We start from the raw sequence: 21407 nt of genomic DNA on the forward strand, positions 1-21407 counted from the left end.
TTATGAATGGCTTCGACCGGTGAGGGACTGGCTGACGATCGCCCGTCGCCTCCACTGGATCTGGCATCGACACCGGACCATGCCAGGAACGCCGTTGCCGTGGAAGCGGTGTCACTGCGGGGCGCTCGCCGATTTCGATGCGCATGGCTACCAGTGGTGCTCGCCCTGCAAGTTCGCGGGCCACGACACCTGTGAATGCAGCAACGACGAGGGAGAGCTTCCGTGACCGCGCGCCCGCTCAGTCACCTTGTCGCCGAGGGTCGTTCGCTGCTCGCTGAAGCGACCCTCGGCGAATGGGCTGCGGTACCGCCCGGCGGGATTGTGCCCACCGACTACTGGGTCGTCGGCACCGTAGAGGACGGACTGCTGGAGCGGTTCGCCAGCGCTGGCCCGCACGACGGGTTCGACGCGATGGCGATCGCCTGGGCCATGACCAACCTGCCCCACCTGCTCGACGCGTTCGACCGGGTGAACGCGCTGCTGCGCCGGTGGGCTGTCGAAGGCGCCTACCAAGACCTGTCCGGTGAGCTCGCGCGTGGGTACGCCGCCGAAGTCCGCAAAGCGCTCGAAGGAGAACCGACCTCGTGACCCCGATCTGCTTCCTCGACACCGAAACCGACGGCGTCCACCCCGACCGCAAGGTGTGGGAAATCGCCATGATCCGCCGCGACGAGCAAGGCGAACGCGAGACCTCGTTCTTCGTCGACATCGACCTGACCACAGCGGATCCATTCGGGCTCAAGGTCGGCCGCTACTACGACCGGCACCCCATGGGCCGCTACCTGTCCGGGGTCGACAGCCAGCCGCCTCGGCATCGCGAGAGCCAGACGCTCTACGAAGCCAGTGCCGCGCTGACCGTGGCTCGGTGGACTCACGGCGCGCACATCGTCGGTGCTGTGCCGAACTTCGACACCGAAGTGCTCGCCATGCTGTTGCGTCGGAACGGGCATCTCCCGGCCTGGCATTACCACCTCATCGACATCGAGAACCTCGCTGTCGGCTACCTTGCCGGCCAGCGCGTCGCGGGCGTGTTCGACCAGCCCGCCGACCCCGAACCGCTTGCTGTCCGCGCGCGGCGTCTCGGCTCGATCGCCGCGATCAACCCGCCGTGGAAGTCCGACGACCTGTCCGACCTGATCGGCGTCGAACCGCCGAGTGAGGCGGAGCGGCACACGGCGCTCGGTGACGCGCGTTGGGCGATGCGGGTCTACGACAAGATCGTCGGTCGTCCGGCCTCCGACGTGGACCAGGTCGACATCATCGCTGACGGGCGCGTCATCCGAAGCGAGGCAGCATGACCGCCGAGGAGATCCGCGCCGAGGCCATCGAACGGGTTGCGCGCGCCGACTACCTCCGCCGGTACCGCGCCGACGGCTTCATGTGGGAGACCACCACCGAAGCGATCCGGGGCCGTCACCGCGCGGCTGCGGCCCTCGCCGTCGACGCGCTCGGCGACATGCTGCCCACCGGTGTGGAACGGCTCGCTGCGTACGCGGTGACCGACCGCACCGACGACAGGCTGATGCAGCGCTACACCACCAACTGGCAGGACGTGACCGCGTGAACATTTCGACGCTCGAGAGTCTTGCTGCCTGGGCGACCACGCCAGGCCAGACCGCTGCCGAGATCACCGGCGGACTGGCGGATCAGTTCCGGGTCCAGATGTCCGCCCCGCCGGCCTCGACAGTGAACGCGAGCCTGTCCTACGACATCTCGAAGTTGGCGATGGTGCTCTCCATCGAACTTCGCCACGCCCACCAGCTTCACAACTACCTGGCCGTCCAGATCGGCCAAGCGCCCTATGACCGCGACCGTGACCGAGCGGCGCTGATCGAGGATCTTCGCGACTACCTCACCCAGGAGAACGCCGCATGACCGTCGACGAACTCCTCGCTCTCACCGCCGACGAACTCGAACAGTTCTACGACTCCACCCGCCGCACCTACGAAGGCGGGGACGAGGAGTACAACACCCTTCCCGCGCGCCTGCGTGAACTGTCGATCCCCGATGGTGGCCTCCTCTCCATGATCCAGCTCGCCCACCACCGCACCCGCGAACTCGAACGCTTGCGCGCCCAGGTGCAGCAGGACTACGCGGCCATCCACGGCAAGCAGCAGCGCGACCAAGCCCGCATCGCCGAGCTGGAACAGCATCTTCGCGAGGAGGGCGCGATCGCTGGCCGCCTGCAAGATCAGCTGCGCGCCGCCTGCGCCGATGGCGCCGCCAACCGAGACCGCGTCACCGAGCTGGAGGAGTTGATCGCGGCCAACCACGAGGCATACCTCAATGCGATCGGCGTCGACCGCACGATCGTCCCGCCCGGCACGATCGCCAAGATGCGCGCCGAGAACACCGGCCCGTCACCGTCATTCCGGGAAGCCATCGCGCGCGCCCGCCAACGCAGGGAGAACCCCGATGGGTGAGAAGACCGAGATCCAACAGCTCGCCGAACTCCTCCAAGAGGACTGGGGCGACCTGCTCGACTGTGCTGGCACCGACGAAGACGTCGACGGCTTCGTGTTCGTCACGGACGAGGTGCTGGAGAAGAAGAGCTGGCACACCGTCGAACGCGTCATCGTTCGCGGGCCTTCCGGACAGCACTACGCATTCACCTGGTGGAACCCGCTCACCGAGATTCAGGAGCCCGTTCCACCGACGACAGCGAGTCGGCCACTCGTCACCCTGGTCAGGGCCGTCGAAGAAACCAAGACCATCACCGTCACCCACTGGGTGGCCGAGGAGAACCATGGCTGACCCGCAGCAGTACCGCAAGAAGCCCGTCACCGTCGACGCGATGCAGTGGGACGGCACCGCTGAGGGCGCGACGCCGATTATCGACTGGGTGCTCGCCAACGACGGCACCGCCCGATTCTCGTGCTCCCAGCCCGACTCCGGACCGTGCCGCCCCGGCAAGCCACACAGCATCGCGATCGACGCGCTCGAGGGTGCGATGCACGCGAGCCCAGGCGACTACGTGATCCGCGGCGTCGCCGGCGAGTTCTACCCGTGCAAGCCCGACATCTTCCAGCAGACCTACGAGGCGGCCGAGAATGCCTGACTACCCGCAGTACCGGACGCGCTCAGCGACCGTCCAGGCCATCCAGTTCGGTCTCGGCGTGTTCACGAAGCCGCAGCTGCTCGCCTTCTGCCCGGGAGCGAACATCGGTGCGCCGATTGAGGATCTCGCCGATATCCGCTGGTTCCAGATCCCGACGAGCGTTGGCTACGACTACGTCTACGACGGCGACTGGGTGATCCGCGACGGTTTCGGCAGGTTCTACCGCTGCGAACCTGAGGACTTCGCGATCACCTACGAACCTGTCGTGGACCTGCCCGGCGAGTACAGTCCGCGCGGCTTCTACCACTGGGAACCCGTCGAAACCGGATACGGGCACAAGGTGTTCGTGTACGAGTCGAGCGCCGCCAGCGCCCCGCACGTGTGGCTGCGGATCCTCCAGGGCGACGACATCGCCGCGCACCTGAACGCCGACCAGGCGCGCACCGTCCGCGACCAGCTCGACGCCTGGCTCGCGAAGGCGGCAGCATGATCAGCCCGCGCCGCGCCACCCTGCTCGCCGGACTCGCCACGGCCGCCGCGCTCACACTCACCGGCTGCGCCAACGACACCACGGCCGTCGACCAGGAAGTGCGCCGCATCCCCACCCCCGACGGCAGCAGCGTCCTGTGCGTCATCGTCCGCGACGCCAGCACCGGCTCCACCTCGGTCGACTGCAACTGGGAAACCCGCGCTGCCGTCACGCCGGCCGCCGTCGACGAGGACCACCGATGATGAACCGCTGCCCGTTCTGCGCGATCCTGGAAGACGGCGCGCCCGCCACCATCGTCGACCAGTGGCGCGAAGCCATCGCGATCGTGCCGCTCAACCCGGTCACACCCGGGCATCTGCTTGTCATACCGCGCAAGCACGTCGACGACGCCACCACCTGGCCCACCCTCACCGGCATCGTGATGAAGTACGCGGCCGAGATCGCCGCTGACACGCCCTCGGCGAACATCATCACCAGCATCGGCGCCGAAGCCACCCAGACTGTCCGGCATCTGCATGTGCACGTGGTGCCGCGGCGCCCGGAGGACCGGTTGCACCTGCCCTGGACCGGACAGAAGGCGGTCGGCGAATGACGAACGGTGAACGGCTCGACGCGTTCCTCGAACGACACTGCCACGGCATCGTCACCCTCACCCCGTCAGCGCGACGCCAACCACGCATCCAGGTGAAAGCGGTATGCGCGGCGAACCGGCGAGCACAGGGCTGGGCAGTGATCGTCACCTCCGGCATCCACGGCTACGAGATCGCCTACTTCCGATCCTGGCGCCTCGCCGTCTCGCTGGCCTTCGACACCGCCAAATACCTTCGCAGCAAGGAGGCAGCATGACCGACATCGTGACCACGATGGCCGAGCTTCACGCCCTGCCGATCGGCACCGTCCTCTACACGCGCGGCCACAACGTCGCCGTACTCACCAACGACCTGCTCGCGGACGCCCGCGGCGCGTACATGCTCAACCTGCTCAACGTCCGCACCGTATGGAGCAACGACCTGCCCGCCGAAGTCATCCGGATCCCCGACCCGGACTACGCGCTGCTGCTCGAGCAAGCACACGAGCGGGCCGACTTCCGATCGGCCAGCGATGTGCTCACGGTGGTCCGCGCCCAGGTCGAGGCGAAGCGTGCCCACTGCCGGAACACCGGCACCCGCAACCTCGGGCCCGGCACCGACCCGGAGCGCCCCGAGTACAAGAACTCGATCCGGACCGGCTACGACCGCGCACTGACCGAAGTCCTCACTCTCATCGACGAACAGGAGCGCTTCTAATGAGCGTCGTCACCTCCCGCACCCGCGTCGAAACCCACCACGAATGGCTCGTCCCGTGCGAGTCCTATCCCGCCGCGATCGGCGACTTCCTCGAAGCCGTCGCGTTCGCGCGCACCCGCTACGCCGAGTACCACGGCAACCTCCCCACCCACGACGACTGGGCATGGGTCACCCATGAAGACGACGTACTCGTCGTCAGGTTCACCACCAGCGAGGACAAATGACCACCACCAGAGCCCGTTTCGCCGCGGCGATTGTCTCTTTCGTCGTCCTCGCCGGCGCCGCCTCGACCGCGTGTTCCCGCCAGCAGCGGTGGTGCGAGCTCGATCAGGGCGACGTCCTTGTGGCGAACTTGTACTGCGAACAGGGTGTCGCCGGCTACGAGTGGGAACCCGACCACGACAAGCCCAAGCACAAGAAGAAGCCGCACAAGTCGAAGGCCCGGCACTGATGCGCGAGTACTACTTCATCGTCACCCTTCAATGGGCGACGAGGCAGGGCACCCAGATCAGCGAACGGCGGGGGACGAGCCGCATCTCGGCTGGTCGGTCCCGCCAGGACGCCGTCGAACACCTGATCCGTGACGTCGCCGCAGAGGCGGGTGCACCGGCCAACTTCGTCGTCCTGTTCCTGTCGCTCGAGCCGAACGAGATGGCCGCGTAGTGGGCTACGGCGTCGGCTACGACACGCGCTGGAAGCGCGACATCGGCTACGGGATTCCCGCGACCTGCGACCAACCCGGCTGCGGCGCCCAAATCGACCGCGGCCTGTCCTACGTGTGCGGCGACGACCTGTATGGCGGCGAGCACGGGTGCGGCCTGTACTTCTGCGAACGGCACCTGCGCTACACCTACAGCGACGACGACGAGGACCTGACCATGCCGGTGCGATGCGAACGGTGCGTCGCCGGCGAGCCGCCGTTCCCGCTGACACCCGATGTGCCGGAGTGGATCACGCACAAGCTGACCGATCCGAGCTGGCAGCGGTGGCGCGACGAACACCCCGACGAAGTGCAGAAGCTCACCGAGGGGAGACGATGATCGAGTTCTGTTCCTCCTGCGGGCATGCGCGCGCCGGCCACCGGTTCCGGCACATCTTCAAGCCCGCCGAACCCGATCGCACCATCCCCGAGCCCGCGCTCGAGGTCGGCCGGTACGAGGTGTCGTGCCTGCCCCGCGACCACCCCGAACGATTCGCGTTCACCCTCGGCGTCGAGTACCGCGGCTACGACCGGTGGGCCGTCACGCACCTGGGCCGCTGCTACGCGGCCGACGGCAGCCGAGACAACGAGACGATCCCGTCCGAGCGGCGCGACGAATGGCTTGCCGCGCACCGGTTTCCGTTCGACGAAGCCCTCGCGCTCGCGAAGCAGATCGCGCCGCTCCTGCGTCAGGGCCGATTCGGGGTCGCTGAAGCTCTCGCCGAGGAGAACGACACGTGACGGAATACCGCCGTGAACCATGGAGCGTCCGGGCCGTGACTCGGCGCGGACGCTTGCCAGCTAGCCGCCGATCGCGAACTGGGTGACGGCCGTGAGCGCAGGACCGGTCGCGATGCCGACAGCGAATGGCCAGACGAAGTTCTTCTTGACCGTGTCCCATGCGTCAGTCATCCGGCTGCGACCACTCACCTGTCCGATCACCGCACCCAGCCGCTCAGTGGCGACGCGCAGCTCGAAGTCGCCGGAAATCGCGTAGTTGCTGACGCACCACTCTGCATGCGTGATGACCTGGGCGAGGTGGTCCCGGAGATCACCAGGGAGGTCGATATCCGCGACCAGGACGTTGCGGACATCGGTCAGGTAGTCAGAGAGACGGTCAAGCAGGTCTTCGTCCGCGACAGGCAGTTCGCCGTCAAGGCGTTCGGCCAGGGTCTCGAGATGGCCGAGCGTTTGCGTGTCGATGGCTGCGGAGGTGTTTCCTGTCCAGCCACCGGGGTATGCGAAAACCGCTGCGCACCAGGCTGGAAACGTTCGACGGTACACGCTGACGTTGCGACCGTTCGCCTCTAGGACTCGAAGCATCTCGTCGATGCCGTCCAGGTGGCGCACCATGAGTCGCTGCGTTTCCCAGTTGTCATGGGAGGGCGTGCGAGCCTGCTCCGCAGAGGCGTTGTGGTGGTTCCACTTCTCGAACTGCTGGTAGAGCAGGGTAGCGGGGTTAGCCATGGACGGTGGTGCTCCTATCGTGATCCGGTGTCGCACAGGCCGTCTGGTTGGCGGCCCGAAATCGAGGGTGACACGATCACCGGGGGATTGCCACATGGTTTCCGCGTGTCGCGTGTTAGCCCGCACACGTTACCGGTCGGTATTTCTTTAGCGGTGAAAATTAATTGCCGAGCGGTTTTACTCGTGGAGCGACAATATGCTTTGTGAGTAGAAAACGGGGGTCCGTGTGACCCTGTATTACGACGACGGGCTAATCCGCCTATTCCACGGATCATGCCTCGACAACGAAGAATGGTTGACGGCCGACGTACTCGTCACCGATCCTCCCTACGGAATGTCCTACACCGGGCGCGGCGGACGAAAAACACTCATCGCGGGCGACGACACCACCGAAATCCGCGACAAAGCATTCCAACGCTGGCAGGACCACAACCCCGACGCGCCCGCGCTCATGTTCGGCACCTGGCGGGTACCACGCCCACCCAGCATCAAACTCGTCCTCGTCTGGGACAAAACCGACGGCTCCGGCCCCGGCATGGGCGACCTGTCCTGCGCATTCGGGTCCTCGCACGAGGAAATCTACCTGTGGGGGAAGTGGCCCCGCGGCACCCACCGACGCATCGGCAGCGTCCTGCGCACCAACGTGTCCCCGTCCGCCCTATCCCGCAAGATCGGGCACCCCACCCCGAAACCCATCGGGCTCATGGAACTCCTCATCGAACGCAGCCTGCCCGGCGCGACGATCGCCGACCCCTTCGCGGGTAGCGGATCGACGCTGGTAGCGGCACAAAACCTCGGCCGCAAGGCGGTCGGTGTCGAGCTCGACGAACGCTACTGCGAACTGATCGCGAACCGCCTGGACCGAGGAATCCTCGACCAAGCGGCCTGATTCGCGCGGGGTTCACCCGAAGATGAGCATCCGCCACTCCACGAACTCGGGGCGGTCCCAGGCGCGCATCTCGTCCCACACCTCGAGCGCGGCGGCCTCGGCGTTGCCGTCGTGGTCCTCGTCAGCGAAGTAGAAGGCGTCGAACACGATCTCCTCGAACGGGACGCCAGTCTTCGCGTCGTACGCCTGCACGCAGTAGGTCTTGCCCGCCATCGTCTCGTCCCCTCGCCGTGTGTTTCCGCTGGTAGGACCAGTAACGCTCTGCTGCGGGGGAGAAGTCAAGCGCACGCCAGGCAGAACCCGACCAGCGGCTCCCCGTGCGGGCACTTCACGGCCGCCGCGACCGGATACCCGCGCCCGTTGAGGAACCACTCCGGGTACGTGTCGACATCAGCCAACGTGACCGGCCGTCCCATAACCGCGGCCGGCGGCGCCGGAATTGCCCGATGCTCTTCGAAACGGGCCAGTGCGTCCTCGCGGCTCGCCGCCCACACCGGCACGCCACACAAATCACACACCCCACTGAACACGATCGCGCCATCCGGATGCGTTCGCTCAGTGACCGTGATACTGCAATCGTCGCTGTTCATTGCTTGTTTAATACCTCCAGTAATTCGACAGTCAGAATCGAATCTTGAAATCGAATTAGTGTATCGAAAAAGGAATCGATGAAGCAATGCGGGTTATCCATGGCCGGATACGATCGCGGACGTGACGGAAGCAATGGACGAGCTCAAGAAGGCGACACGGAAATATCGTCGCCTAAAGAAACAATTCGAGCGGGCCCGCGAAGAAGTAGTTGTGGCATCGTTGAAAGCGCTGCAAGACGGAAACGAACCCGCCGACGTCGCGAAAGAAGCACCCTTCACGCCCGGCTACCTCCGCACCATCGCCCGCGAGGCAGGGTTGGAGCCGTCGAAGCGTGGCATGAAGCCCCGCCGCGGCTAGTGGTCGGCCGCGCGGCCGATATCCGCGCGGCCGACACCGAAGTCGGGTTTTACACGCCCTTGAGAATAGGTGTGTGAGCCCATCAGCAGACATCAGCAGCGTGTTTGACGTCGAATACACGCCCCTCGGCGAGCCTGGCGAAGGATTCGCGGCGTGGGTGCCTGCCATTCCGGATTGGCGAGCCGACGTCCTCACTGAACTCGATGTCGCTGGCGCCGTGATCTGGTTGCTCGCTCGTCGATTCGATGTGGAACGTCACGAGATCGCTGTCCGGGTCCGCCGCGTCGACACCTACGCCGGCCCGGAGTTGAGCGACAATGCCTGACCGCGACATCGACGATCTCGTCGGCGAGTGGCACGACAGCGACGACCCGCGCGGGCTGTGCGAGTACCTGGGGATGACGCCCTGGCTGTACAAGGCGTGGGTCGACGACCCGGCACAGTTCGCCACGGTCGGAACGCTCGAGGAGTGCCTGGAGCGCCTCTCCGCAGGTTGGAGTGTGCGCTGTCTCCAAGTGCGCGAGCCGCTGGCCCAGCAGGTTCGGTCCCGGATGGGGGTTCCGGGCGACCACCACGTGTGGTTCACGCGCGCCTTTGACCTCTACTGGCATCAAGACGTGATCAGTGTCGACGTCGTTCCGCCGACGAACTGGCGCGGCACGAAAGACGTTTCGTTTCACGCGTTCGACAGCGACTACCTCGGCGGGCTGCGTGACTGGTTGAACGAGGTGCCCGATGCCTGATCGCGACATCGTGGACGCCATCGACGAACTCGTCGACTGGCAAATGTCGAACTACGGCAACCGCAGCGGCTACGACCACAACATCAACCAGGCCACCTGCCCACACGCGTGGTGCGATGCGGACTGGCACGGGCTCGCCATCACCGTGCGCATGCGCACGATGCGCCGCGCCGGCTACGTCGACCCCGACTACCGGTACGCCGACGACGACAGCAAAGTCCTGTGCCCCGGCTCCGAATTCGAGGGCGAGTTCACGCCACCCGTCGACCCGCGCGCCGGAATCGACACCGGCTGGGGCACTTTCGCGGACACCATGCGCCAGCTCGCCGCATGGCACAGCGAGATCCTCGGCACCTGGACGCTGCCCGACGATCCATACGACGACAACTCGTCGCGCGGTGTCCTTGAGATGGCTGAAGTCGACAGTCTCCGTGGCCTCCGCTGCCAGGCAGGCACCCCCGATGCAGCGTACGCCGAGTACCTGCGAGAACACGTGCGCTCCAGTTTCTTCGAAGAGGTCGCGAGCCGATACCACGGCGTCCAACTGGATCCCGTCGAGATCCGCACCGAGTACCGCCAGGACGGGATCAGCAGACTGGTCGCCTGGTGGGAACCAGACCCGGTCGGCGGGATCCTGGAGGGCGGGCACGCGCACGGCCGAGAGGTCAACGCGAACGTCGGCCACCGAGTGGAAACCATCACCCCGGTGATTCCGACGCTGACGGACTTCAACAACCCGCCCATGTCAATCGACCTGCCCATCGTCACCTACGAGCGCGCCGCCTACGACACGGTCACCCGCCGCTGGGTGTACCGGCCGCGGCGGCCAGCACCTCGCGCGACCGTGCACGTGCGCAGGGAAGGCGAGGCCGGCTGGCAGGAACTCGGCGCCCTCGCCGAACCGATCCAGCTCCAGCCCGCGCCCGAATTCGACGACCCCGCACTCCGGTTCACACCTGCCGCCCGATCGTTCACCGCCACGTTCGACCTCGCCGACGTGCATCCCGACCTTGTGCGCCTCCTGCAAGGCGACGACAACCCGGCCGACGAACCGGCCGAAGGAGACCAAGCAGCATGAGCCGCATCTACTTCCACAGCCCCAGCGGCGACGCCGCCGTCCTCGGCAGTGAACGCGCACACCTCGGCACCATCACCCACGAGGCCAGCATCGGCCTGCTGGTCGGCATCGTCGGCTACCCCGAACTGCGCCGAGTGCTGCACCCCGCAAGCATGGCCCACTCGGCTCTCGACCACCCCGGCGGTGGGCGCATGCTGTCTCTGGCCCTCGGCACATTCGGCGACAGCCAGGGCGCGTTCGTGCACAACGGCAAACGCGTCGACCACTGGTACCTCCTGCTGAACACGCTCATCCAGCAGTCCGGCGACAGCATGCGTCTCGCCGCCCGTGTCCACGCCCAGTGCGAAGTCCACGGCTACGTCGAAGGCCCCGACCGGGCATGGCTCGCCGACCTGATCGAAGGCGCCCGCCGCGACGGCGTGTTCCGCCCCGAGATGGGCTGGGAAGCGGTCGTCGAACTGCTGCGTGCCCGTGACGACGAACCGGTCGTCATGTCCTACAGCGTGTGCGACTCGTTCCCGAACCCGGGGTCGACGACCTGGGAACCAGCCGACGCCGAGGACGAGGACCGCGAAGCTTGGCACCAGCTCTCGCACGAGGAGCAGTGGGCGACCGGCCTGGCCTGGCTGCGCGACGAAAGCCACGGCCGCCGCCGGCTCCAGCCCGACACCTGGACCGACTTCGGATTCGGTGAAGGACTCACCGCGGTCGACCTCGCCGACAGCCTCACCCGGGAGGCCGCAGCGTGATCATCGCGTTCTGGATCATGATCGGCGCCGCGGTCCTCTGGGCGATCGTGTCCGTCATCGCCGGCCACCATATCGACAGCTGGGGCGAGCGGGCCATCCCGCTCATCGTCGCCGCGTACGGCACCGCGATCGTCAGCGGCGTCGCCTTCGTCGGCATGTTCGCGCTGCACGCGCTCGGCATCACCATCAGCATTTCCTGACCAGGAGAACCACCCTCGTGACCAGCCTGTTCGAAACCTCGTACGCGCGCGCCATTCTGCTGGGTCTGCAGCGCAAACACGTCTACCAGGGCACCGTCCCTGACGGCGAGATCGCCCGCCGGCGCGCGAAGAACCGCGCTGCTCGCAAAGCCCGCAAGACCACCCGCCGCAACTGCTGACCAGGAGAACACCCCTATGCCTTGGCTTCTTGCCCTCTCCATCCTGTGCGCGCTGATCGGCGTGCCAGCCCTGATCATCGGGTACCGCACGGACCCAGACAAGGACGAGGACATCCGCTACGGCGGGATGCTCGTCGGCGGTGTCGCCACCGTGATCGCGGTCCTGCTGTTCGCGTGGTCGTGCGTCGCGGTCGTGTCGACCCGCAACGTCGGCATCGTCACCTCGTTCGGGAAGCCGGTCGGCACCCTGTCCAACGGCCTGCACCTGAAACTGCCGTGGCAGCACGTCCCCGAGCTGAACGGGACCATCCGCACCGACAACCAGGTCGGCGGGTTCCAGGACGGCAAGTGCAACGGCGGCACCGCGGTCCGGCTCGCCAACAACAGCACCGCCTGCGTCGACAACACCATCCGCTGGCGCATCGTCCCCTCCGCCGGTGACACCCTGTTCCGGGACTACCAGAACGACAACAACATCCGCGATTCGCTGGTCACGCGCGAGCTGAACGCCACCCTCAACGCGGTCTTCGCCGACTACAACCCGCTGTCCCCGCAGGCCGCCGACGGTCCGAACCTCACCGACCTCTCGGCGACGGTCACCGACAAGCTGAAGGCGAAGATCAGCGCCCAGATCGAAGTGCAGAACGTGATCATCTCCATCGTTCACTTCGACCAGACCACCCAAGACAAGATCAACGCCTACCAGGCCCAGATCGCCAGCACGCGCATCGCCGAGGAATCGCAGAAGACCGCCCAGGCCCAGGCCGAAGCGAACCGGATCCTCGCCTCGTCGGTGTCCGGCGACCCGAACGTCCTCGTCGCCCGCTGCCTCGAGCTCGTCAACGCCGGCAAGCCGCTGCCCGCCGGGTTCCAGTGCTGGCCGGGTAGCGGTGTCCCGCTGTCGGTCCCGGTGAAGTGATGGGCTTCCGTGCCGCGCCGGCCTGGGCGGTGGTGAAGAAGACTGAACCGGGCGGGTCCTGTGTCGGCACGCACCCGTCGAGCGTCCACCCGACGCTCGACGAGGCGTTCGCCGCGGTGCTCGAGCACGACAGCACCGGCTGTTGGGCGGAGCTCGTGCACGGCATCTGGGAGATCGGACGCGACGAGCTGGAAGGTCGAGTGCGTGGTGACTGGTTCGTCATGAAGTACGAGGCGGTGGTGTTGCCTGTCGATCAGTTCGACCGGCTGATGGCTGAGGCCGACGCGGAATGTTCGGGAAATGCCGATGTTCCGCGTCACACGGAATCCGGCAATTTCCCGAACATCGAGGAGTCGGCGTGACCGCGATGACGGACTGGCAGCCGACGGCGTGGTGGGCCGCCTTCGACGATCACGGGCTCCTCGCATGCGAGGGCGTCGACGAAGCCGCGGTGCGCATGGAAGCCGCGAAAGCCGGGCACTCGGTTCGGCGGCTGTGGCGGCGCACCGACAGTGAATGGCGGCCCGCATGAGCATGGCCGTGCACTGCGACCGCGACGAATGCGACACCTGGCAACGCACCGGCGACGACCTCCCCACCGGCTGGTGGATTCTCACCGCCAGCCCGCGCCGCTTCCTCGCCTGGAACGAGCAAGCCGAAAAGAGCTGGGCGTTCTGCACGCTCGACTGCCTCATGCATTGGGCCGCGGCCCGCAGCACACCCACCGAAACCTACGGAGCCTGACCAATGGGCCAAAGCCCCTCTGCTGACGTCTACTTCGGATACGACCTCGGCGAATTCGACAACGCCCCCGACTGGGTCGACGAGCACGGCGACTGGGAACACGAACTCGCGCTGCGCCTCGGCTGGACCCCGATCCCGTTCCCCGACGACTACCCGACCCGCCCGCCGGCTGGTCCCAACACCTGGAACATGCCCCGCGCCGAACGCGACGCCGCCAACGAGGAGTACCTGCGTCGCGTCGACGAATACAAGCGCACATCGACCGCATACGAGGCATACCAGGCCAACACGGCCGAACTCGAACGGCTACGCGCGGAGGCCGACGTGCCGGTGTTCCTCGATCGCTACGGGTCGCTTGGCGGGGAACCCGGCTGGTCTGTCTGCGTTGCCGCGTCAGGGCAGTCGGCGCCCGCGTGGGGCTCGAAGCCGTTGCGGCCGTTGGTCGAACTGCCGGAGTGGCGGGGCCAGCTCGCCCGGTTCATCGAACTGCTCGGCCTGGACGTCGGCGTCGCCGAACCCGGCTGGCACCTGAACTGCTCGTACGGGTAGGTCGTCATGGACATGATCACGTTCGTTCGTGCCCGGCTAGCCGAGCACGCCGAGACTGCGGCATCCGCGTCGATCGAGTACCTGTACGAGGAATGGACCGCCGGCGACTACTGCGTCGACACCATCACCGACCACAACATCGCGCATCCGGTCGAATGCACCTACAACGTCACCGCGATCCCGCAGCACATCGCCCTCCACGACCCCGCCTGGGTGAAAGGGTTCGTCGACTTCGCCGAACACCTGATCCTCATGCGGAACGCGCTCGCCGACATCGGCCACTGCTGCGGGCAATGCGGCGGCTACGCCATCGAGATCGCCCTGTACGACGCGATCATCGCCAACCTCGCCAAAGTTTGGGACCAGCACCCCGACTACCCGAAGACGGTCAGCGAATGAGCCTGTTCCACGACGACCTCGCCGAGGACATGAAGGACCCGAAGTTCCGTCGCGAGTACATCGCGAACGTGCTGAGCCTCAACATGCTCCAGCAGCTCGGCCGTTGCGGCATGGACGGCGGCGGGTCAGTCGGCGTCGACTCGAACGCGGGCTACGACGGCGACGCTGCGATCGACTGCTACCAGCTCGCTGACGCTGTACTGCGCGCGTTCGAAGGGCCCGCCGCGGCGTGAAGCGTCTGCTCGTCACCGGCTCCCGGAACTGGACCGACCGGCTGATCGTCAGGGACGCGCTCGCCGCGGCATGGCGGCACCTGCAGCCCGGCCCGATCATGCTCGTAGAGGGCGAGGCCGACGGACTCGACAGCATCGCCGCCGACATCTGGGGTAGCGCCGGCTTGCCGATCGAACGACACCCGGCCGATTGGGACCACTGCGATACCAACTGCAAACACGCTCCGCGCACCCGTGCCGACGGCACCCCGTACTGCCCGGCCGCAGGCCCGCGCCGCAACCTCAAGATGATCCGCTCCGGCGCCGACCTCGCGCTGGCGTTCCCGCTCGGCAAGTCGATCGGCACCCAGCACTGCATGCGACACGCCCGCGCCGCCGGAATCCCCGTGTGGGAATGGGGACTCGGTGGGCGCATCGGTTAACCGGCATCAGCACGGGCGTGCATTCGACTGTCCGGTCCGCCTGGAGAGGGCCGACGAGATCGGTCGCCGCGAATAGACCACCTTGTCGGCCGCGCCAGATACGCTGGAAGCAAGTCGGGGGAAACATCCAGTTATCAGAAGGAACAGTATGCCAAGCACTATCCAGATCACCGCTGACCAGCTCCCCAACCACATCGGGGCAGATGTGAAGGGGCACGGAATCCTGAAGCAGGCCGCCGTCGTGCAACCGGGTGGCGACATCGTCTACACCCTGTTCGGGGAGGGATTCGGGCGCGCCGAGCACGTCTTCCAGCCGAGCGAACTGGTGACGATCACCATCGAGTGAACATGCGACGACCCCCGCAGCTGCTCGCAGTGGCAGCTACGGGGGTCGCGCTCACCCCGGCGATCGTGTGACGGAAGAGCCGGGGGAGAACTGGGGCTGATCGGCTACTGCTGTTCCACCTTCGGGAACGGGCCGTTCATCTTGTCGCCGAACTGGGGGCTGCGCCCGTACATCTGGAGCGGATCCTTCGTCGGGTCACCCGGGTTGCTGTTACCGCCCGCGTTGCCGTCGGGACCACGAAACGCGCGAACTGCACGCATCTAATTCATCTCCTTCTCTTGTTGGGTAACGCTTCGGATTTCCGACGGCGACGGCGGACGTCGCGCGTAGGTCTGTTTGTCCGCGACCGTGACCACGCTGCACACCGCAAGCAGGTCATCAGGAACGGTGCACCCCTCGAAATGGCGTGCGGACGGCACGAACACAGCGACGGCCCGATCCAGGCGAGCCGCATTGATCAGCACAGCTACAGGGAAAACGGAGAACTCGTCGGCCTCTTCGGTCCGAACAAGGTCGTATCCCCACTTCGCCGCGAGCTCCTCGATCGCGTCCCGGTGAATGAACTCCGAGTCGCCGGACACATCCAGCCGCAGATAGCCGATAGCGACAGACCGCGACTGGTCCGGGCTGGTCATGACGCCTCAGCGAGGATCGCGGCCTTGTCAGCCATGGCCGCGACCACCTTCGGGTACTGCTCGGCCAACTCGTAGCCGCGGGCCAGCGGCTTCCACACATCGCCGGAACTGCGCCGAGTGACCGCGGCCAGCTTCAGCTCCTTGAGCTGCGCCAGGTACTCGCCGGTGTAGTGCGGGCTGTGGCTGAGCAGACTCGCCAGCGACTCGACCGTGATCCCACCATCCCAAATGTGCGCGATGCACAAGGATTCGAGGATCCACCGCTGGCAGTGAGTCAGCATGGTCGTGTCGGCGGCGGTCATCGCTGCTCCATCGCCCGGCAGTCCAAGACCATCCGGTTGTTCGCGACCAGCGTGCTTCGTGCCCGACGCCGCACCTTGCAGGTGTCGACTCCGCATTCCAGGTGCACCTGCATGTCGCGGTGCGCTTGCTCGGTAGTCAATTCGCCGGGATCGACAGTGCAAATCAGCAGCGCCGGTTCCTGCGAGGGTTGAAATAAGGTGCGACTGGTCAGCATTGGACCGCCTAGAGTGATAGGTGCCAGGTTTGATAGCGCCCGGCGCCAGCGATGAGGGTCGAGCTGGCGCCGGGGGCACCATCAACATTGGTAGGCCACGAGCGATCCCGGAAGAACACGTAAGTACACGCGGAACGTGTTCCGGTACACGCTCGGTACACGCTGGTACACGAGCCCTTCACACCGGGACCAGGAGTCGACTATGAAGAAGTGGACAGGCGCCGACGCAGCCGACTTGCGCACAGCACTGGACCTGTCGCACCACCGCTTCGCCGTACGCGCCGACATCCACATCAACACCATCAAGAAGTGGTGCAACCGCGGAACAACGATCACCCTCCTCCCCGAACACGCCGAGAAGATGAACCAGCTCCTCGCCGCGGCAACACGACCGCAGCGAGCGGAGTTCCACAAACTCCAGACCCAGCGGGCAGTCGCGCCCGGCACTCTAGAGGTCGACCCTGATCCGGCGATCTGGACATCGCCGTGCGAGGACGTCGCTGACGACCTTGCACGAAAGGACCTCACCCTGGACCGCCGCGATGCCGCGACCACCATCTTCGGAGTCGTCGTCGGCACCTACCTCCTCGAGCCGCTCGAACGCTGGCTGTGGAAAAGCCGCAACACCCCCACACCCGTCCCGGTCATCACCGGCGCCGGCGCGCAGGAGCTAGACGACCTCGAAGGCGCCGCCAGGTTGTTTCGGGAGTGGGACGACAAGTTCGGTGGCGGCCTGCGCCGCAAAGCCGTGGTCGGGCAGCTGTCCGAGGTGAACGACCTGATCGCCGCGGAATCGAATCCCGCGGTCCGGCAGCGCCTCGGCCGGATCCGTGCACTGCTCGCCGAGACCGCCGCGACCATGTCCTGGGATTCCGGTGAGCAGCACACCGCGCAGGGCTACTACATGCTGTCGATCCGGTCCGCGCGCGAAGCCGGAGACCCCGGCCTGTTCGCCAACGGGCTGGCGAACCTGGCCCGGCAGATGCTCACCCTCGAACCGGCCGGCGACGGCATCGACCGCATCGGCTACCAACACGCCCGCGCCAGCGACGCCCTCGAACTCGTGCGCCTGGCCCAAGACATCGTCGGCCGCTCGATCACCCCGACCATGCGCGCCCTGCTGCACACGCGCGAGGCATGGGCGTACGCGAAACTCGGCCGCCCCTCGGCGTTCCACCGTGCCGCCGACAATGCCTACAGGGCGTTCGGTGACGCCCGCCCCGACAACGACCCGTACTGGATCCAGTACTTCGACGCCGCTGAACTGTCCGGCACCCTCGGCGGACGATTGCTCGAACTTGCCCGCAAGGAGAACGAATTCGCGGACGAAGCAGCCGAAGCGATCACCTCCGCGATCGCGCTGCGCAAACCGGAGCGGTGGCGTTCCAGCGCGCTCGACCGGCTCGGCATCGCCGAAGCCCGCCTCATCCAAGGCGAATACAGCGAAGCACGACGCCTCGGCGAACTCGCGATCATCGACGTCGGCAAGACCACCTCCCACCGCGTCCAGGCGAAGGTGACCGAGGTGTACCAGCGCACCGCCGAGTGCCCCACCAGCCGCCCGGTCACCGAACTGCGGGACATGCTGCACCCGCTGATGCTGTCCCCGGCATGATGACCGTATGAGGATCAGCGTCACCGGACACATGAACATTACCGACGACACCGCCGAACTGGTACGCGAAGCGATCGCCGACCTGATCGCCGGCACCCCCGACCTCGTCGGGATCTCCTGCATCGCCCGCGGCGCCGACACCGTGTTCGCCGAAGCGGTTCTGGCCGCCGGCGGCGAGCTCGAGGTGGTCGTGCCGTCGCGCGACTACCGCGAAGCCAAGGTGAAACCCGATGACGCCGAGCGGTTCGACACGCTGATCGGCAAGGCATCCAAGGTGCGGGTCATGGACTTCGACACTGCTGGCCGCGATGCCTACGAGGCCGCGAATGAGGTCCTCGTCGGCGACACGGATCGGTTGATCGCGGTGTGGGACGGCAAGGTCAGCGAGCGCGCCGGCACTGGCACGGTGGTGGAGTTGGCGCGGACCCGCGGCGTCCCGGTCGACGTGGTGTGGCCGGTCGGCGCCGAACGCGACTAGCGGCCGTCGAACCAGCGGTGGTCGCAGGCATCGACGGCCGGCGGCCACATGACCGCGGCGTCGCATTGGCGGCAGGTGTAGGTGCGGTGGCAGTTGGTTCCGGGGACGTCGGGGCACATGACGATCCCGACCAACACCCGGTTGGGGCCGAGCCGGTGGCCGTTGGGGCAGGTAACGGGGGAGGGGTGGGCCCAACCGCGGCGGACCGAATAGAGGGCGTCGGGGTTGAGCCCGGTGGTGCTGCCGATCCTCCAGTCCGGGTTCGAACTCACGTTCGAATCATACCGCTCGGTCAGTATCGGAAGTACCGCGAGAACTTGGTCGGATCCAGCGGGGGAGTTTCGGCCTCGGCGAGCATGTCCCGCATCCGCCCCAGCACCTCATCCGACGGTTCGCCGGGCTGGTAGCGCACGTGCGGCATCCGCAGGATCGCCAGCGCGTTCTCCACGTCGTGGCGGCTCGGCGGGTCCTCCATCAGGGCTTCCAGCTGCGCGTGCAGCCGATCGACTGTCACGTCGGTATCCGGCTCGATCAGGTCGATGATCAACGCCATCATCGCCGCCTCCTCGGGCGAGATCGGGTCGTCGACGTCGGCCACGCCTGGAGTGTACGAGAAAGGCCCCGCCAATCGGCGGGGCCTTTCGTGTCTTTGCGGTCAGGCGCGAGCGTGCTCGGCCAGGGCGGTGATCTCGTCGGGGGTGAAGCCCTCGGCGACCAGGGTGGCCTTCGCGGCGGCGCGGGCGTCGAGCAGGTCATTGATGTTCACGACGGCGCCGGACTCCATGACCTCGTCGAGGCGGGTGGTGGCGCGCATGAAGGTGATCGCGGCGGGGGTGAGGGTGATGTTCATTCGAGTCTCCCTTGGTGGGTGGAGGCTGGCCGGTGCCTGCCCCGCTTGCCCACTCAGCGTATGTCGTAAATTACGACAATGCAAGAGTTAGCGATACCTCGCCTTCGCAGCTCGGCACTCCGGGCACCGGCATCGATGCTTCTGGTAGCTGTAATAGGACCCATGCGCAATGTCGGGATTCCGGCCAGTCAGCAGTGCCTTGTCCAGCCGCGATGCCCACCGTCGATCGAGCCGCGCCAATCCGAGCACCTGGTTCCACGTCAACCCAACTGCGGCAGCCGCCTCGACGGGGTGCGCCCCGGCGCTGATCGCATCGGTAATACGTGTGCGCTGGTACCGCCCCACCAATCGGCGCGTCGCGCGCCGACGACGAATCCGGTCGGTCCTAGCTTTCTCGGCAGCGCACAACACGCATCGGCAACCGCGACGCCACCCCGACACGCCATGCCCTCGGAGGTGGGCGCGCACCCGGTCCTGCCGCTCTTCCGTGCGGACGACAGCCGCCGTGGTGCACGGCTCGCATCGGCAGCCGTAGGCCACATAGGCGCTGGCTGTGCCGTGAGGGGCGCTCGGATGAACCAGCCGGCCGTTGACCTCGACCCGCTCGGCGGCGCGGGCGGCACGCCACTCGCGCTCGTAGTCAGCGCGGCTCATCGGCCGGGCGCGGTCCTCCACGGCGGGTGTGGTGTCGATTCCATCCGCGGCGAGGGCGGCACGAAAGTCGTCAAGATAGCTCACTCGGGCCGCCAAAACTCGATCGCCAAGCCCGGCACCTCCTGCGCGACACGGGCTATGACCGCACGATGCCAGGACGCCGGCCACCGCAATTCGGGGTGGTGGCTCCGATAGTCGTTGTCGCTGCGGTAGGTGAGGATGCCGGGGTCGCGTGCGTCGCTGAGGTGGTCGATCGAAGCCGACACCAATTCCGCAGTCTCGGTCTCGATCGCCTCGATCCGTTCGCGAGCCCACTCCGGCACCGTCGACTGCCCACCATCCCACCGTTGGACCGTGCGCTCCTGAATGCCGAGTTCGTCTGCGAGCCACCGCGTCGTCAGGCCGAGGAACTCACGGACGACCTTGAACTCGGCAGCAGTCATCGGACCGATCGAGTTGTCCTCGACATCCAGGTCGTTCAGGTGTGGTGATGTCATCGGTGTGCCCTTTCCCGGAACGAGAACGGGCCGGACGATTCCTCCGGCCCGTTGGTAGTCAGTCCTCGTCGGTGTGATGCTCGGAGCAGATCTCGGCCAGCGCGGCGACTTCCCGTTCTGCGGCGGCCTCAGCCTCGGCGACAGTGTCGTACACGGTGGTGTCGGTGTAGCCGTTGGCGTCCCACACGTTGACGGTCCGCCAGTCGCGGGACACCCCGACGTTGTCGTGAGCGCAAGCCCACTCGGCGGTGCTTGCCGGAACCCAGTGCGCGCGCTCACGCGCGTCAGGGCGGCCGGGTACGTGTCCGCACGGGTTGGTGCTGCCCCAGCAGTCGGATCCGGCCGGTTTCCACTCGACTGCGGCGCTCCCGTCTGCGAAGGCCAGTCGGTTGGATGTGGTTGCGGCAGCGTCGACGTCGTAGGTATCGCCGTTCACCCACAGTCCGTCGACCCAGTCGATCGGCGTTTCGGTCGCGTCTTCCGGGGTGGCGGGCGACGAGTCGTTGAGGAGGGCGGCGAGTTCGCGGCTGCAGGTGATGTGCGTCATGGGATTCCCCTTGGCGGGTGGGGGCTGGCCTGGTGCCTGCCCCGATACGGCGATTCTATGTCGTAAATTACGACTATGCAAGGGGGTGGTTCGGCCGGGCCGCAGATCCCGGCTCCCGCTACCTGCCGACATGCCCCTACAATCTGAAACGCCAACCAAACAAGCAAGTCACGCCTGTCTGCACGGCCGATTACCCAATCGCGAACGCCCCGAAC

Annotated in this window: 49 protein-coding genes; 36 read left to right on the forward strand and 13 right to left on the reverse strand. The window is 66.5% G+C overall.

The features are described 5' to 3' along the window. Positions 1-222: 222 nt before the first annotated feature. The 17 genes from AB0L91_RS34370 to AB0L91_RS34450 are packed head-to-tail and all read left to right on the forward strand — an operon-like array spanning position 223 to position 6275. A complete protein-coding gene (locus AB0L91_RS34370; RefSeq protein ID WP_365016995.1) occupies positions 223-588 on the forward strand; it encodes a hypothetical protein in 366 nt (121 codons plus the stop codon). Beyond that, positions 585-1298 (forward strand): hypothetical protein, encoded by a 714-nt coding sequence (locus tag AB0L91_RS34375; protein ID WP_365016997.1) that lies wholly within the window; start codon positions 585-587, stop codon positions 1296-1298. The genes AB0L91_RS34370 and AB0L91_RS34375 overlap by 4 nt, the downstream gene beginning before the upstream one ends. Continuing rightward, positions 1295-1564 (forward strand): hypothetical protein, encoded by a 270-nt coding sequence (locus AB0L91_RS34380; RefSeq protein ID WP_365016998.1) that lies wholly within the window; start codon positions 1295-1297, stop codon positions 1562-1564. Before AB0L91_RS34375 ends, AB0L91_RS34380 begins: the two co-directional genes overlap by 4 nt. Then, entirely contained in the window at positions 1561-1875 is a 315-nt protein-coding gene (locus tag AB0L91_RS34385; RefSeq protein ID WP_365017000.1) for a hypothetical protein, read from the forward strand. The genes AB0L91_RS34380 and AB0L91_RS34385 overlap by 4 nt, the downstream gene beginning before the upstream one ends. After that, positions 1872-2423: a hypothetical protein gene (locus AB0L91_RS34390; RefSeq protein WP_365017002.1), complete on the forward strand. Its 552-nt coding sequence runs from the start codon at positions 1872-1874 to the stop codon at positions 2421-2423. The genes AB0L91_RS34385 and AB0L91_RS34390 overlap by 4 nt, the downstream gene beginning before the upstream one ends. Beyond that, positions 2416-2754, forward strand: coding sequence for a hypothetical protein (locus AB0L91_RS34395; protein ID WP_365017004.1), 339 nt, complete (start codon positions 2416-2418; stop codon positions 2752-2754). Before AB0L91_RS34390 ends, AB0L91_RS34395 begins: the two co-directional genes overlap by 8 nt. Then, a complete protein-coding gene (locus tag AB0L91_RS34400) occupies positions 2747-3058 on the forward strand; it encodes a hypothetical protein (protein WP_365017006.1) in 312 nt (103 codons plus the stop codon). The genes AB0L91_RS34395 and AB0L91_RS34400 overlap by 8 nt, the downstream gene beginning before the upstream one ends. After that, positions 3051-3548 carry a hypothetical protein gene (locus tag AB0L91_RS34405; RefSeq protein WP_365017008.1) on the forward strand — a complete coding sequence of 166 codons (498 nt, stop codon included), beginning with the start codon at positions 3051-3053 and terminating at the stop codon, positions 3546-3548. Before AB0L91_RS34400 ends, AB0L91_RS34405 begins: the two co-directional genes overlap by 8 nt. Next, positions 3545-3790 (forward strand): hypothetical protein, encoded by a 246-nt coding sequence (locus tag AB0L91_RS34410; protein ID WP_365017010.1) that lies wholly within the window; start codon positions 3545-3547, stop codon positions 3788-3790. Before AB0L91_RS34405 ends, AB0L91_RS34410 begins: the two co-directional genes overlap by 4 nt. Continuing rightward, positions 3787-4140: an HIT family protein gene (locus AB0L91_RS34415; protein WP_365017012.1), complete on the forward strand. Its 354-nt coding sequence runs from the start codon at positions 3787-3789 to the stop codon at positions 4138-4140. The genes AB0L91_RS34410 and AB0L91_RS34415 overlap by 4 nt, the downstream gene beginning before the upstream one ends. Then, a complete protein-coding gene (locus AB0L91_RS34420; RefSeq protein ID WP_365017014.1) occupies positions 4137-4394 on the forward strand; it encodes a hypothetical protein in 258 nt (85 codons plus the stop codon). Before AB0L91_RS34415 ends, AB0L91_RS34420 begins: the two co-directional genes overlap by 4 nt. Continuing rightward, the gene (locus AB0L91_RS34425) at positions 4391-4834 is read left to right on the forward strand and encodes a hypothetical protein (RefSeq protein WP_365017016.1); all 444 of its coding nucleotides are present in this window, start codon (positions 4391-4393) and stop codon (positions 4832-4834) included. The genes AB0L91_RS34420 and AB0L91_RS34425 overlap by 4 nt, the downstream gene beginning before the upstream one ends. After that, entirely contained in the window at positions 4834-5058 is a 225-nt protein-coding gene (locus tag AB0L91_RS34430) for a hypothetical protein (protein WP_365017018.1), read from the forward strand. Before AB0L91_RS34425 ends, AB0L91_RS34430 begins: the two co-directional genes overlap by 1 nt. Further along, complete coding sequence (locus AB0L91_RS34435; RefSeq protein ID WP_365017019.1) at positions 5055-5285, forward strand: hypothetical protein; 231 nt, start codon at positions 5055-5057, stop codon at positions 5283-5285. Before AB0L91_RS34430 ends, AB0L91_RS34435 begins: the two co-directional genes overlap by 4 nt. Beyond that, positions 5285-5497 carry a hypothetical protein gene (locus AB0L91_RS34440; protein ID WP_365017021.1) on the forward strand — a complete coding sequence of 71 codons (213 nt, stop codon included), beginning with the start codon at positions 5285-5287 and terminating at the stop codon, positions 5495-5497. The genes AB0L91_RS34435 and AB0L91_RS34440 overlap by 1 nt, the downstream gene beginning before the upstream one ends. After that, the gene (locus AB0L91_RS34445; RefSeq protein ID WP_365017022.1) at positions 5497-5874 is read left to right on the forward strand and encodes a hypothetical protein; all 378 of its coding nucleotides are present in this window, start codon (positions 5497-5499) and stop codon (positions 5872-5874) included. Before AB0L91_RS34440 ends, AB0L91_RS34445 begins: the two co-directional genes overlap by 1 nt. After that, positions 5871-6275, forward strand: a complete 405-nt coding sequence (locus AB0L91_RS34450; RefSeq protein WP_365017023.1) for a hypothetical protein — start codon at positions 5871-5873, stop codon at positions 6273-6275. Before AB0L91_RS34445 ends, AB0L91_RS34450 begins: the two co-directional genes overlap by 4 nt. A 60-nt stretch (positions 6276-6335) precedes the next feature. Here the strand turns inward: AB0L91_RS34450 and AB0L91_RS34455 are convergent, their stop codons facing one another. Beyond that, positions 6336-7001 (reverse strand): hypothetical protein, encoded by a 666-nt coding sequence (locus AB0L91_RS34455; RefSeq protein ID WP_365017024.1) that lies wholly within the window; start codon positions 6999-7001, stop codon positions 6336-6338. 226 nt (positions 7002-7227) lie between these two features. Here AB0L91_RS34455 and AB0L91_RS34460 point away from each other — a divergent pair, with 226 nt between their 5' ends. Next, the gene (locus AB0L91_RS34460) at positions 7228-7890 is read left to right on the forward strand and encodes a site-specific DNA-methyltransferase (RefSeq protein WP_365017025.1); all 663 of its coding nucleotides are present in this window, start codon (positions 7228-7230) and stop codon (positions 7888-7890) included. A gap of 12 nt (positions 7891-7902) precedes the next feature. Here the strand turns inward: AB0L91_RS34460 and AB0L91_RS34465 are convergent, their stop codons facing one another. Both AB0L91_RS34465 and AB0L91_RS34470 read right to left on the reverse strand, forming a co-directional pair. Then, on the reverse strand, positions 7903-8103 hold the full coding sequence (locus AB0L91_RS34465) for a hypothetical protein (protein WP_365017026.1): 201 nt from the start codon (positions 8101-8103) through the stop codon (positions 7903-7905). A 65-nt stretch (positions 8104-8168) separates the two neighbouring features. Next, positions 8169-8480, reverse strand: a complete 312-nt coding sequence (locus AB0L91_RS34470; protein WP_365017027.1) for a hypothetical protein — start codon at positions 8478-8480, stop codon at positions 8169-8171. 121 nt (positions 8481-8601) lie between these two features. On the opposite strand from AB0L91_RS34470, the gene AB0L91_RS34475 reads away from it, so the two are divergent. The 16 genes from AB0L91_RS34475 (at position 8602) to AB0L91_RS34550 (ending at position 15399) form a co-directional block, all read left to right on the forward strand. Beyond that, on the forward strand, positions 8602-8838 hold the full coding sequence (locus AB0L91_RS34475; RefSeq protein ID WP_365017029.1) for a hypothetical protein: 237 nt from the start codon (positions 8602-8604) through the stop codon (positions 8836-8838). A gap of 73 nt (positions 8839-8911) precedes the next feature. After that, entirely contained in the window at positions 8912-9163 is a 252-nt protein-coding gene (locus AB0L91_RS34480) for a hypothetical protein (protein WP_365017031.1), read from the forward strand. Further along, a complete protein-coding gene (locus AB0L91_RS34485) occupies positions 9156-9581 on the forward strand; it encodes a hypothetical protein (RefSeq protein WP_365017033.1) in 426 nt (141 codons plus the stop codon). The genes AB0L91_RS34480 and AB0L91_RS34485 overlap by 8 nt, the downstream gene beginning before the upstream one ends. Beyond that, complete coding sequence (locus AB0L91_RS34490) at positions 9574-10659, forward strand: hypothetical protein (RefSeq protein WP_365017034.1); 1086 nt, start codon at positions 9574-9576, stop codon at positions 10657-10659. The genes AB0L91_RS34485 and AB0L91_RS34490 overlap by 8 nt, the downstream gene beginning before the upstream one ends. Next, positions 10656-11408, forward strand: a complete 753-nt coding sequence (locus tag AB0L91_RS34495; protein ID WP_365017036.1) for a hypothetical protein — start codon at positions 10656-10658, stop codon at positions 11406-11408. Before AB0L91_RS34490 ends, AB0L91_RS34495 begins: the two co-directional genes overlap by 4 nt. Beyond that, positions 11405-11608, forward strand: coding sequence for a hypothetical protein (locus AB0L91_RS34500; RefSeq protein ID WP_365017037.1), 204 nt, complete (start codon positions 11405-11407; stop codon positions 11606-11608). The genes AB0L91_RS34495 and AB0L91_RS34500 overlap by 4 nt, the downstream gene beginning before the upstream one ends. A gap of 17 nt (positions 11609-11625) precedes the next feature. Next, positions 11626-11787: a hypothetical protein gene (locus tag AB0L91_RS34505; protein ID WP_365017038.1), complete on the forward strand. Its 162-nt coding sequence runs from the start codon at positions 11626-11628 to the stop codon at positions 11785-11787. Between the two features lie 16 nt (positions 11788-11803). Further along, the gene (locus AB0L91_RS34510; RefSeq protein WP_365017039.1) at positions 11804-12706 is read left to right on the forward strand and encodes an SPFH domain-containing protein; all 903 of its coding nucleotides are present in this window, start codon (positions 11804-11806) and stop codon (positions 12704-12706) included. Continuing rightward, entirely contained in the window at positions 12706-13068 is a 363-nt protein-coding gene (locus AB0L91_RS34515; protein ID WP_365017041.1) for a hypothetical protein, read from the forward strand. Before AB0L91_RS34510 ends, AB0L91_RS34515 begins: the two co-directional genes overlap by 1 nt. After that, entirely contained in the window at positions 13065-13238 is a 174-nt protein-coding gene (locus AB0L91_RS34520; protein WP_365017043.1) for a hypothetical protein, read from the forward strand. The genes AB0L91_RS34515 and AB0L91_RS34520 overlap by 4 nt, the downstream gene beginning before the upstream one ends. Next, positions 13235-13450, forward strand: a complete 216-nt coding sequence (locus AB0L91_RS34525) for a hypothetical protein (protein WP_365017045.1) — start codon at positions 13235-13237, stop codon at positions 13448-13450. The genes AB0L91_RS34520 and AB0L91_RS34525 overlap by 4 nt, the downstream gene beginning before the upstream one ends. A 3-nt stretch (positions 13451-13453) precedes the next feature. Next, positions 13454-13999, forward strand: coding sequence for a hypothetical protein (locus AB0L91_RS34530; RefSeq protein WP_365017047.1), 546 nt, complete (start codon positions 13454-13456; stop codon positions 13997-13999). A gap of 12 nt (positions 14000-14011) precedes the next feature. Then, on the forward strand, positions 14012-14398 hold the full coding sequence (locus AB0L91_RS34535) for a DUF6221 family protein (protein WP_365017049.1): 387 nt from the start codon (positions 14012-14014) through the stop codon (positions 14396-14398). Further along, a complete protein-coding gene (locus AB0L91_RS34540) occupies positions 14395-14631 on the forward strand; it encodes a hypothetical protein (RefSeq protein WP_365017051.1) in 237 nt (78 codons plus the stop codon). Before AB0L91_RS34535 ends, AB0L91_RS34540 begins: the two co-directional genes overlap by 4 nt. Beyond that, positions 14628-15053, forward strand: coding sequence for an SLOG family protein (locus tag AB0L91_RS34545; protein WP_365017052.1), 426 nt, complete (start codon positions 14628-14630; stop codon positions 15051-15053). The genes AB0L91_RS34540 and AB0L91_RS34545 overlap by 4 nt, the downstream gene beginning before the upstream one ends. Positions 15054-15201: 148 nt before the next feature. Further along, complete coding sequence (locus tag AB0L91_RS34550) at positions 15202-15399, forward strand: hypothetical protein (RefSeq protein ID WP_365017053.1); 198 nt, start codon at positions 15202-15204, stop codon at positions 15397-15399. A 104-nt stretch (positions 15400-15503) separates the two neighbouring features. Here AB0L91_RS34550 and AB0L91_RS34555 read toward each other — a convergent pair whose 3' ends face one another. From AB0L91_RS34555 to AB0L91_RS34570, 4 genes are read right to left on the reverse strand one after another with little or no spacing between them, the layout of a single operon-like run. Continuing rightward, on the reverse strand, positions 15504-15659 hold the full coding sequence (locus AB0L91_RS34555) for a hypothetical protein (protein WP_365017055.1): 156 nt from the start codon (positions 15657-15659) through the stop codon (positions 15504-15506). Then, positions 15660-16034 (reverse strand): hypothetical protein, encoded by a 375-nt coding sequence (locus tag AB0L91_RS34560; RefSeq protein ID WP_365017056.1) that lies wholly within the window; start codon positions 16032-16034, stop codon positions 15660-15662. After that, complete coding sequence (locus AB0L91_RS34565) at positions 16031-16336, reverse strand: hypothetical protein (protein WP_365017058.1); 306 nt, start codon at positions 16334-16336, stop codon at positions 16031-16033. The genes AB0L91_RS34560 and AB0L91_RS34565 overlap by 4 nt, the downstream gene beginning before the upstream one ends. Next, entirely contained in the window at positions 16333-16551 is a 219-nt protein-coding gene (locus AB0L91_RS34570; protein WP_365017060.1) for a hypothetical protein, read from the reverse strand. The genes AB0L91_RS34565 and AB0L91_RS34570 overlap by 4 nt, the downstream gene beginning before the upstream one ends. Positions 16552-16753: 202 nt before the next feature. On the opposite strand from AB0L91_RS34570, the gene AB0L91_RS34575 reads away from it, so the two are divergent. After that, positions 16754-18166 (forward strand): hypothetical protein, encoded by a 1413-nt coding sequence (locus AB0L91_RS34575; RefSeq protein ID WP_365017061.1) that lies wholly within the window; start codon positions 16754-16756, stop codon positions 18164-18166. A gap of 7 nt (positions 18167-18173) precedes the next feature. After that, positions 18174-18644, forward strand: a complete 471-nt coding sequence (locus AB0L91_RS34580; RefSeq protein WP_365017063.1) for a hypothetical protein — start codon at positions 18174-18176, stop codon at positions 18642-18644. On the opposite strand, the gene AB0L91_RS34585 is transcribed toward AB0L91_RS34580, so the two are convergent. From AB0L91_RS34585 to AB0L91_RS34610, 6 genes are all read right to left on the reverse strand, one after another. Further along, positions 18641-18916: a hypothetical protein gene (locus AB0L91_RS34585; protein WP_365017064.1), complete on the reverse strand. Its 276-nt coding sequence runs from the start codon at positions 18914-18916 to the stop codon at positions 18641-18643. The genes AB0L91_RS34580 and AB0L91_RS34585 overlap by 4 nt on opposite strands. Positions 18917-18936: 20 nt before the next feature. Beyond that, the gene (locus tag AB0L91_RS34590; protein ID WP_365017066.1) at positions 18937-19242 is read right to left on the reverse strand and encodes a hypothetical protein; all 306 of its coding nucleotides are present in this window, start codon (positions 19240-19242) and stop codon (positions 18937-18939) included. A 57-nt stretch (positions 19243-19299) separates the two neighbouring features. Next, positions 19300-19494 carry a hypothetical protein gene (locus AB0L91_RS34595; RefSeq protein WP_365017068.1) on the reverse strand — a complete coding sequence of 65 codons (195 nt, stop codon included), beginning with the start codon at positions 19492-19494 and terminating at the stop codon, positions 19300-19302. Positions 19495-19581: 87 nt separating this feature from the next. Then, complete coding sequence (locus tag AB0L91_RS34600; RefSeq protein ID WP_365017069.1) at positions 19582-20232, reverse strand: hypothetical protein; 651 nt, start codon at positions 20230-20232, stop codon at positions 19582-19584. Continuing rightward, positions 20229-20591, reverse strand: a complete 363-nt coding sequence (locus AB0L91_RS34605) for a hypothetical protein (RefSeq protein WP_365017071.1) — start codon at positions 20589-20591, stop codon at positions 20229-20231. The genes AB0L91_RS34600 and AB0L91_RS34605 overlap by 4 nt, the downstream gene beginning before the upstream one ends. A 112-nt stretch (positions 20592-20703) precedes the next feature. Continuing rightward, complete coding sequence (locus AB0L91_RS34610; RefSeq protein WP_365017072.1) at positions 20704-21192, reverse strand: hypothetical protein; 489 nt, start codon at positions 21190-21192, stop codon at positions 20704-20706. Positions 21193-21407: the final 215 nt, after the last annotated feature.

The sequence above is a fragment of the Nocardia sp. NPDC051833 genome, from assembly GCF_040681225.1.
Lineage (GTDB): Bacteria > Actinomycetota > Actinomycetes > Mycobacteriales > Mycobacteriaceae > Nocardia.

Coding starts and splice junctions, on each gene's coding strand:
- AB0L91_RS34380 (WP_365016998.1), top strand. CDS start 1,295: ATGACCGCCGAGGAGATCCGCGCCGAGGCCATCGAACGGGTTGCGCGC.
- AB0L91_RS34530 (WP_365017047.1), top strand. CDS start 13,454: ATGGGCCAAAGCCCCTCTGCTGACGTCTACTTCGGATACGACCTCGGC.
- AB0L91_RS34565 (WP_365017058.1), bottom strand. CDS start 16,336: ATGACCGCCGCCGACACGACCATGCTGACTCACTGCCAGCGGTGGATC.
- AB0L91_RS34575 (WP_365017061.1), top strand. CDS start 16,754: ATGAAGAAGTGGACAGGCGCCGACGCAGCCGACTTGCGCACAGCACTG.
- AB0L91_RS34595 (WP_365017068.1), bottom strand. CDS start 19,494: ATGAACATCACCCTCACCCCCGCCGCGATCACCTTCATGCGCGCCACC.
- AB0L91_RS34425 (WP_365017016.1), top strand. CDS start 4,391: ATGACCGACATCGTGACCACGATGGCCGAGCTTCACGCCCTGCCGATC.
- AB0L91_RS34515 (WP_365017041.1), top strand. CDS start 12,706: ATGGGCTTCCGTGCCGCGCCGGCCTGGGCGGTGGTGAAGAAGACTGAA.
- AB0L91_RS34605 (WP_365017071.1), bottom strand. CDS start 20,591: ATGACTGCTGCCGAGTTCAAGGTCGTCCGTGAGTTCCTCGGCCTGACG.
- AB0L91_RS34420 (WP_365017014.1), top strand. CDS start 4,137: ATGACGAACGGTGAACGGCTCGACGCGTTCCTCGAACGACACTGCCAC.
- AB0L91_RS34540 (WP_365017051.1), top strand. CDS start 14,395: ATGAGCCTGTTCCACGACGACCTCGCCGAGGACATGAAGGACCCGAAG.
- AB0L91_RS34455 (WP_365017024.1), bottom strand. CDS start 7,001: ATGGCTAACCCCGCTACCCTGCTCTACCAGCAGTTCGAGAAGTGGAAC.
- AB0L91_RS34450 (WP_365017023.1), top strand. CDS start 5,871: ATGATCGAGTTCTGTTCCTCCTGCGGGCATGCGCGCGCCGGCCACCGG.
- AB0L91_RS34410 (WP_365017010.1), top strand. CDS start 3,545: ATGATCAGCCCGCGCCGCGCCACCCTGCTCGCCGGACTCGCCACGGCC.
- AB0L91_RS34430 (WP_365017018.1), top strand. CDS start 4,834: ATGAGCGTCGTCACCTCCCGCACCCGCGTCGAAACCCACCACGAATGG.
- AB0L91_RS34580 (WP_365017063.1), top strand. CDS start 18,174: ATGAGGATCAGCGTCACCGGACACATGAACATTACCGACGACACCGCC.
- AB0L91_RS34400 (WP_365017006.1), top strand. CDS start 2,747: ATGGCTGACCCGCAGCAGTACCGCAAGAAGCCCGTCACCGTCGACGCG.
- AB0L91_RS34495 (WP_365017036.1), top strand. CDS start 10,656: ATGAGCCGCATCTACTTCCACAGCCCCAGCGGCGACGCCGCCGTCCTC.
- AB0L91_RS34415 (WP_365017012.1), top strand. CDS start 3,787: ATGATGAACCGCTGCCCGTTCTGCGCGATCCTGGAAGACGGCGCGCCC.
- AB0L91_RS34490 (WP_365017034.1), top strand. CDS start 9,574: ATGCCTGATCGCGACATCGTGGACGCCATCGACGAACTCGTCGACTGG.
- AB0L91_RS34555 (WP_365017055.1), bottom strand. CDS start 15,659: ATGCGTGCAGTTCGCGCGTTTCGTGGTCCCGACGGCAACGCGGGCGGT.
- AB0L91_RS34610 (WP_365017072.1), bottom strand. CDS start 21,192: ATGACGCACATCACCTGCAGCCGCGAACTCGCCGCCCTCCTCAACGAC.
- AB0L91_RS34550 (WP_365017053.1), top strand. CDS start 15,202: ATGCCAAGCACTATCCAGATCACCGCTGACCAGCTCCCCAACCACATC.
- AB0L91_RS34570 (WP_365017060.1), bottom strand. CDS start 16,551: ATGCTGACCAGTCGCACCTTATTTCAACCCTCGCAGGAACCGGCGCTG.
- AB0L91_RS34510 (WP_365017039.1), top strand. CDS start 11,804: ATGCCTTGGCTTCTTGCCCTCTCCATCCTGTGCGCGCTGATCGGCGTG.
- AB0L91_RS34560 (WP_365017056.1), bottom strand. CDS start 16,034: ATGACCAGCCCGGACCAGTCGCGGTCTGTCGCTATCGGCTATCTGCGG.
- AB0L91_RS34470 (WP_365017027.1), bottom strand. CDS start 8,480: ATGAACAGCGACGATTGCAGTATCACGGTCACTGAGCGAACGCATCCG.
- AB0L91_RS34405 (WP_365017008.1), top strand. CDS start 3,051: ATGCCTGACTACCCGCAGTACCGGACGCGCTCAGCGACCGTCCAGGCC.
- AB0L91_RS34525 (WP_365017045.1), top strand. CDS start 13,235: ATGAGCATGGCCGTGCACTGCGACCGCGACGAATGCGACACCTGGCAA.
- AB0L91_RS34435 (WP_365017019.1), top strand. CDS start 5,055: ATGACCACCACCAGAGCCCGTTTCGCCGCGGCGATTGTCTCTTTCGTC.
- AB0L91_RS34485 (WP_365017033.1), top strand. CDS start 9,156: ATGCCTGACCGCGACATCGACGATCTCGTCGGCGAGTGGCACGACAGC.
- AB0L91_RS34440 (WP_365017021.1), top strand. CDS start 5,285: ATGCGCGAGTACTACTTCATCGTCACCCTTCAATGGGCGACGAGGCAG.
- AB0L91_RS34390 (WP_365017002.1), top strand. CDS start 1,872: ATGACCGTCGACGAACTCCTCGCTCTCACCGCCGACGAACTCGAACAG.
- AB0L91_RS34395 (WP_365017004.1), top strand. CDS start 2,416: ATGGGTGAGAAGACCGAGATCCAACAGCTCGCCGAACTCCTCCAAGAG.
- AB0L91_RS34535 (WP_365017049.1), top strand. CDS start 14,012: ATGATCACGTTCGTTCGTGCCCGGCTAGCCGAGCACGCCGAGACTGCG.
- AB0L91_RS34465 (WP_365017026.1), bottom strand. CDS start 8,103: ATGGCGGGCAAGACCTACTGCGTGCAGGCGTACGACGCGAAGACTGGC.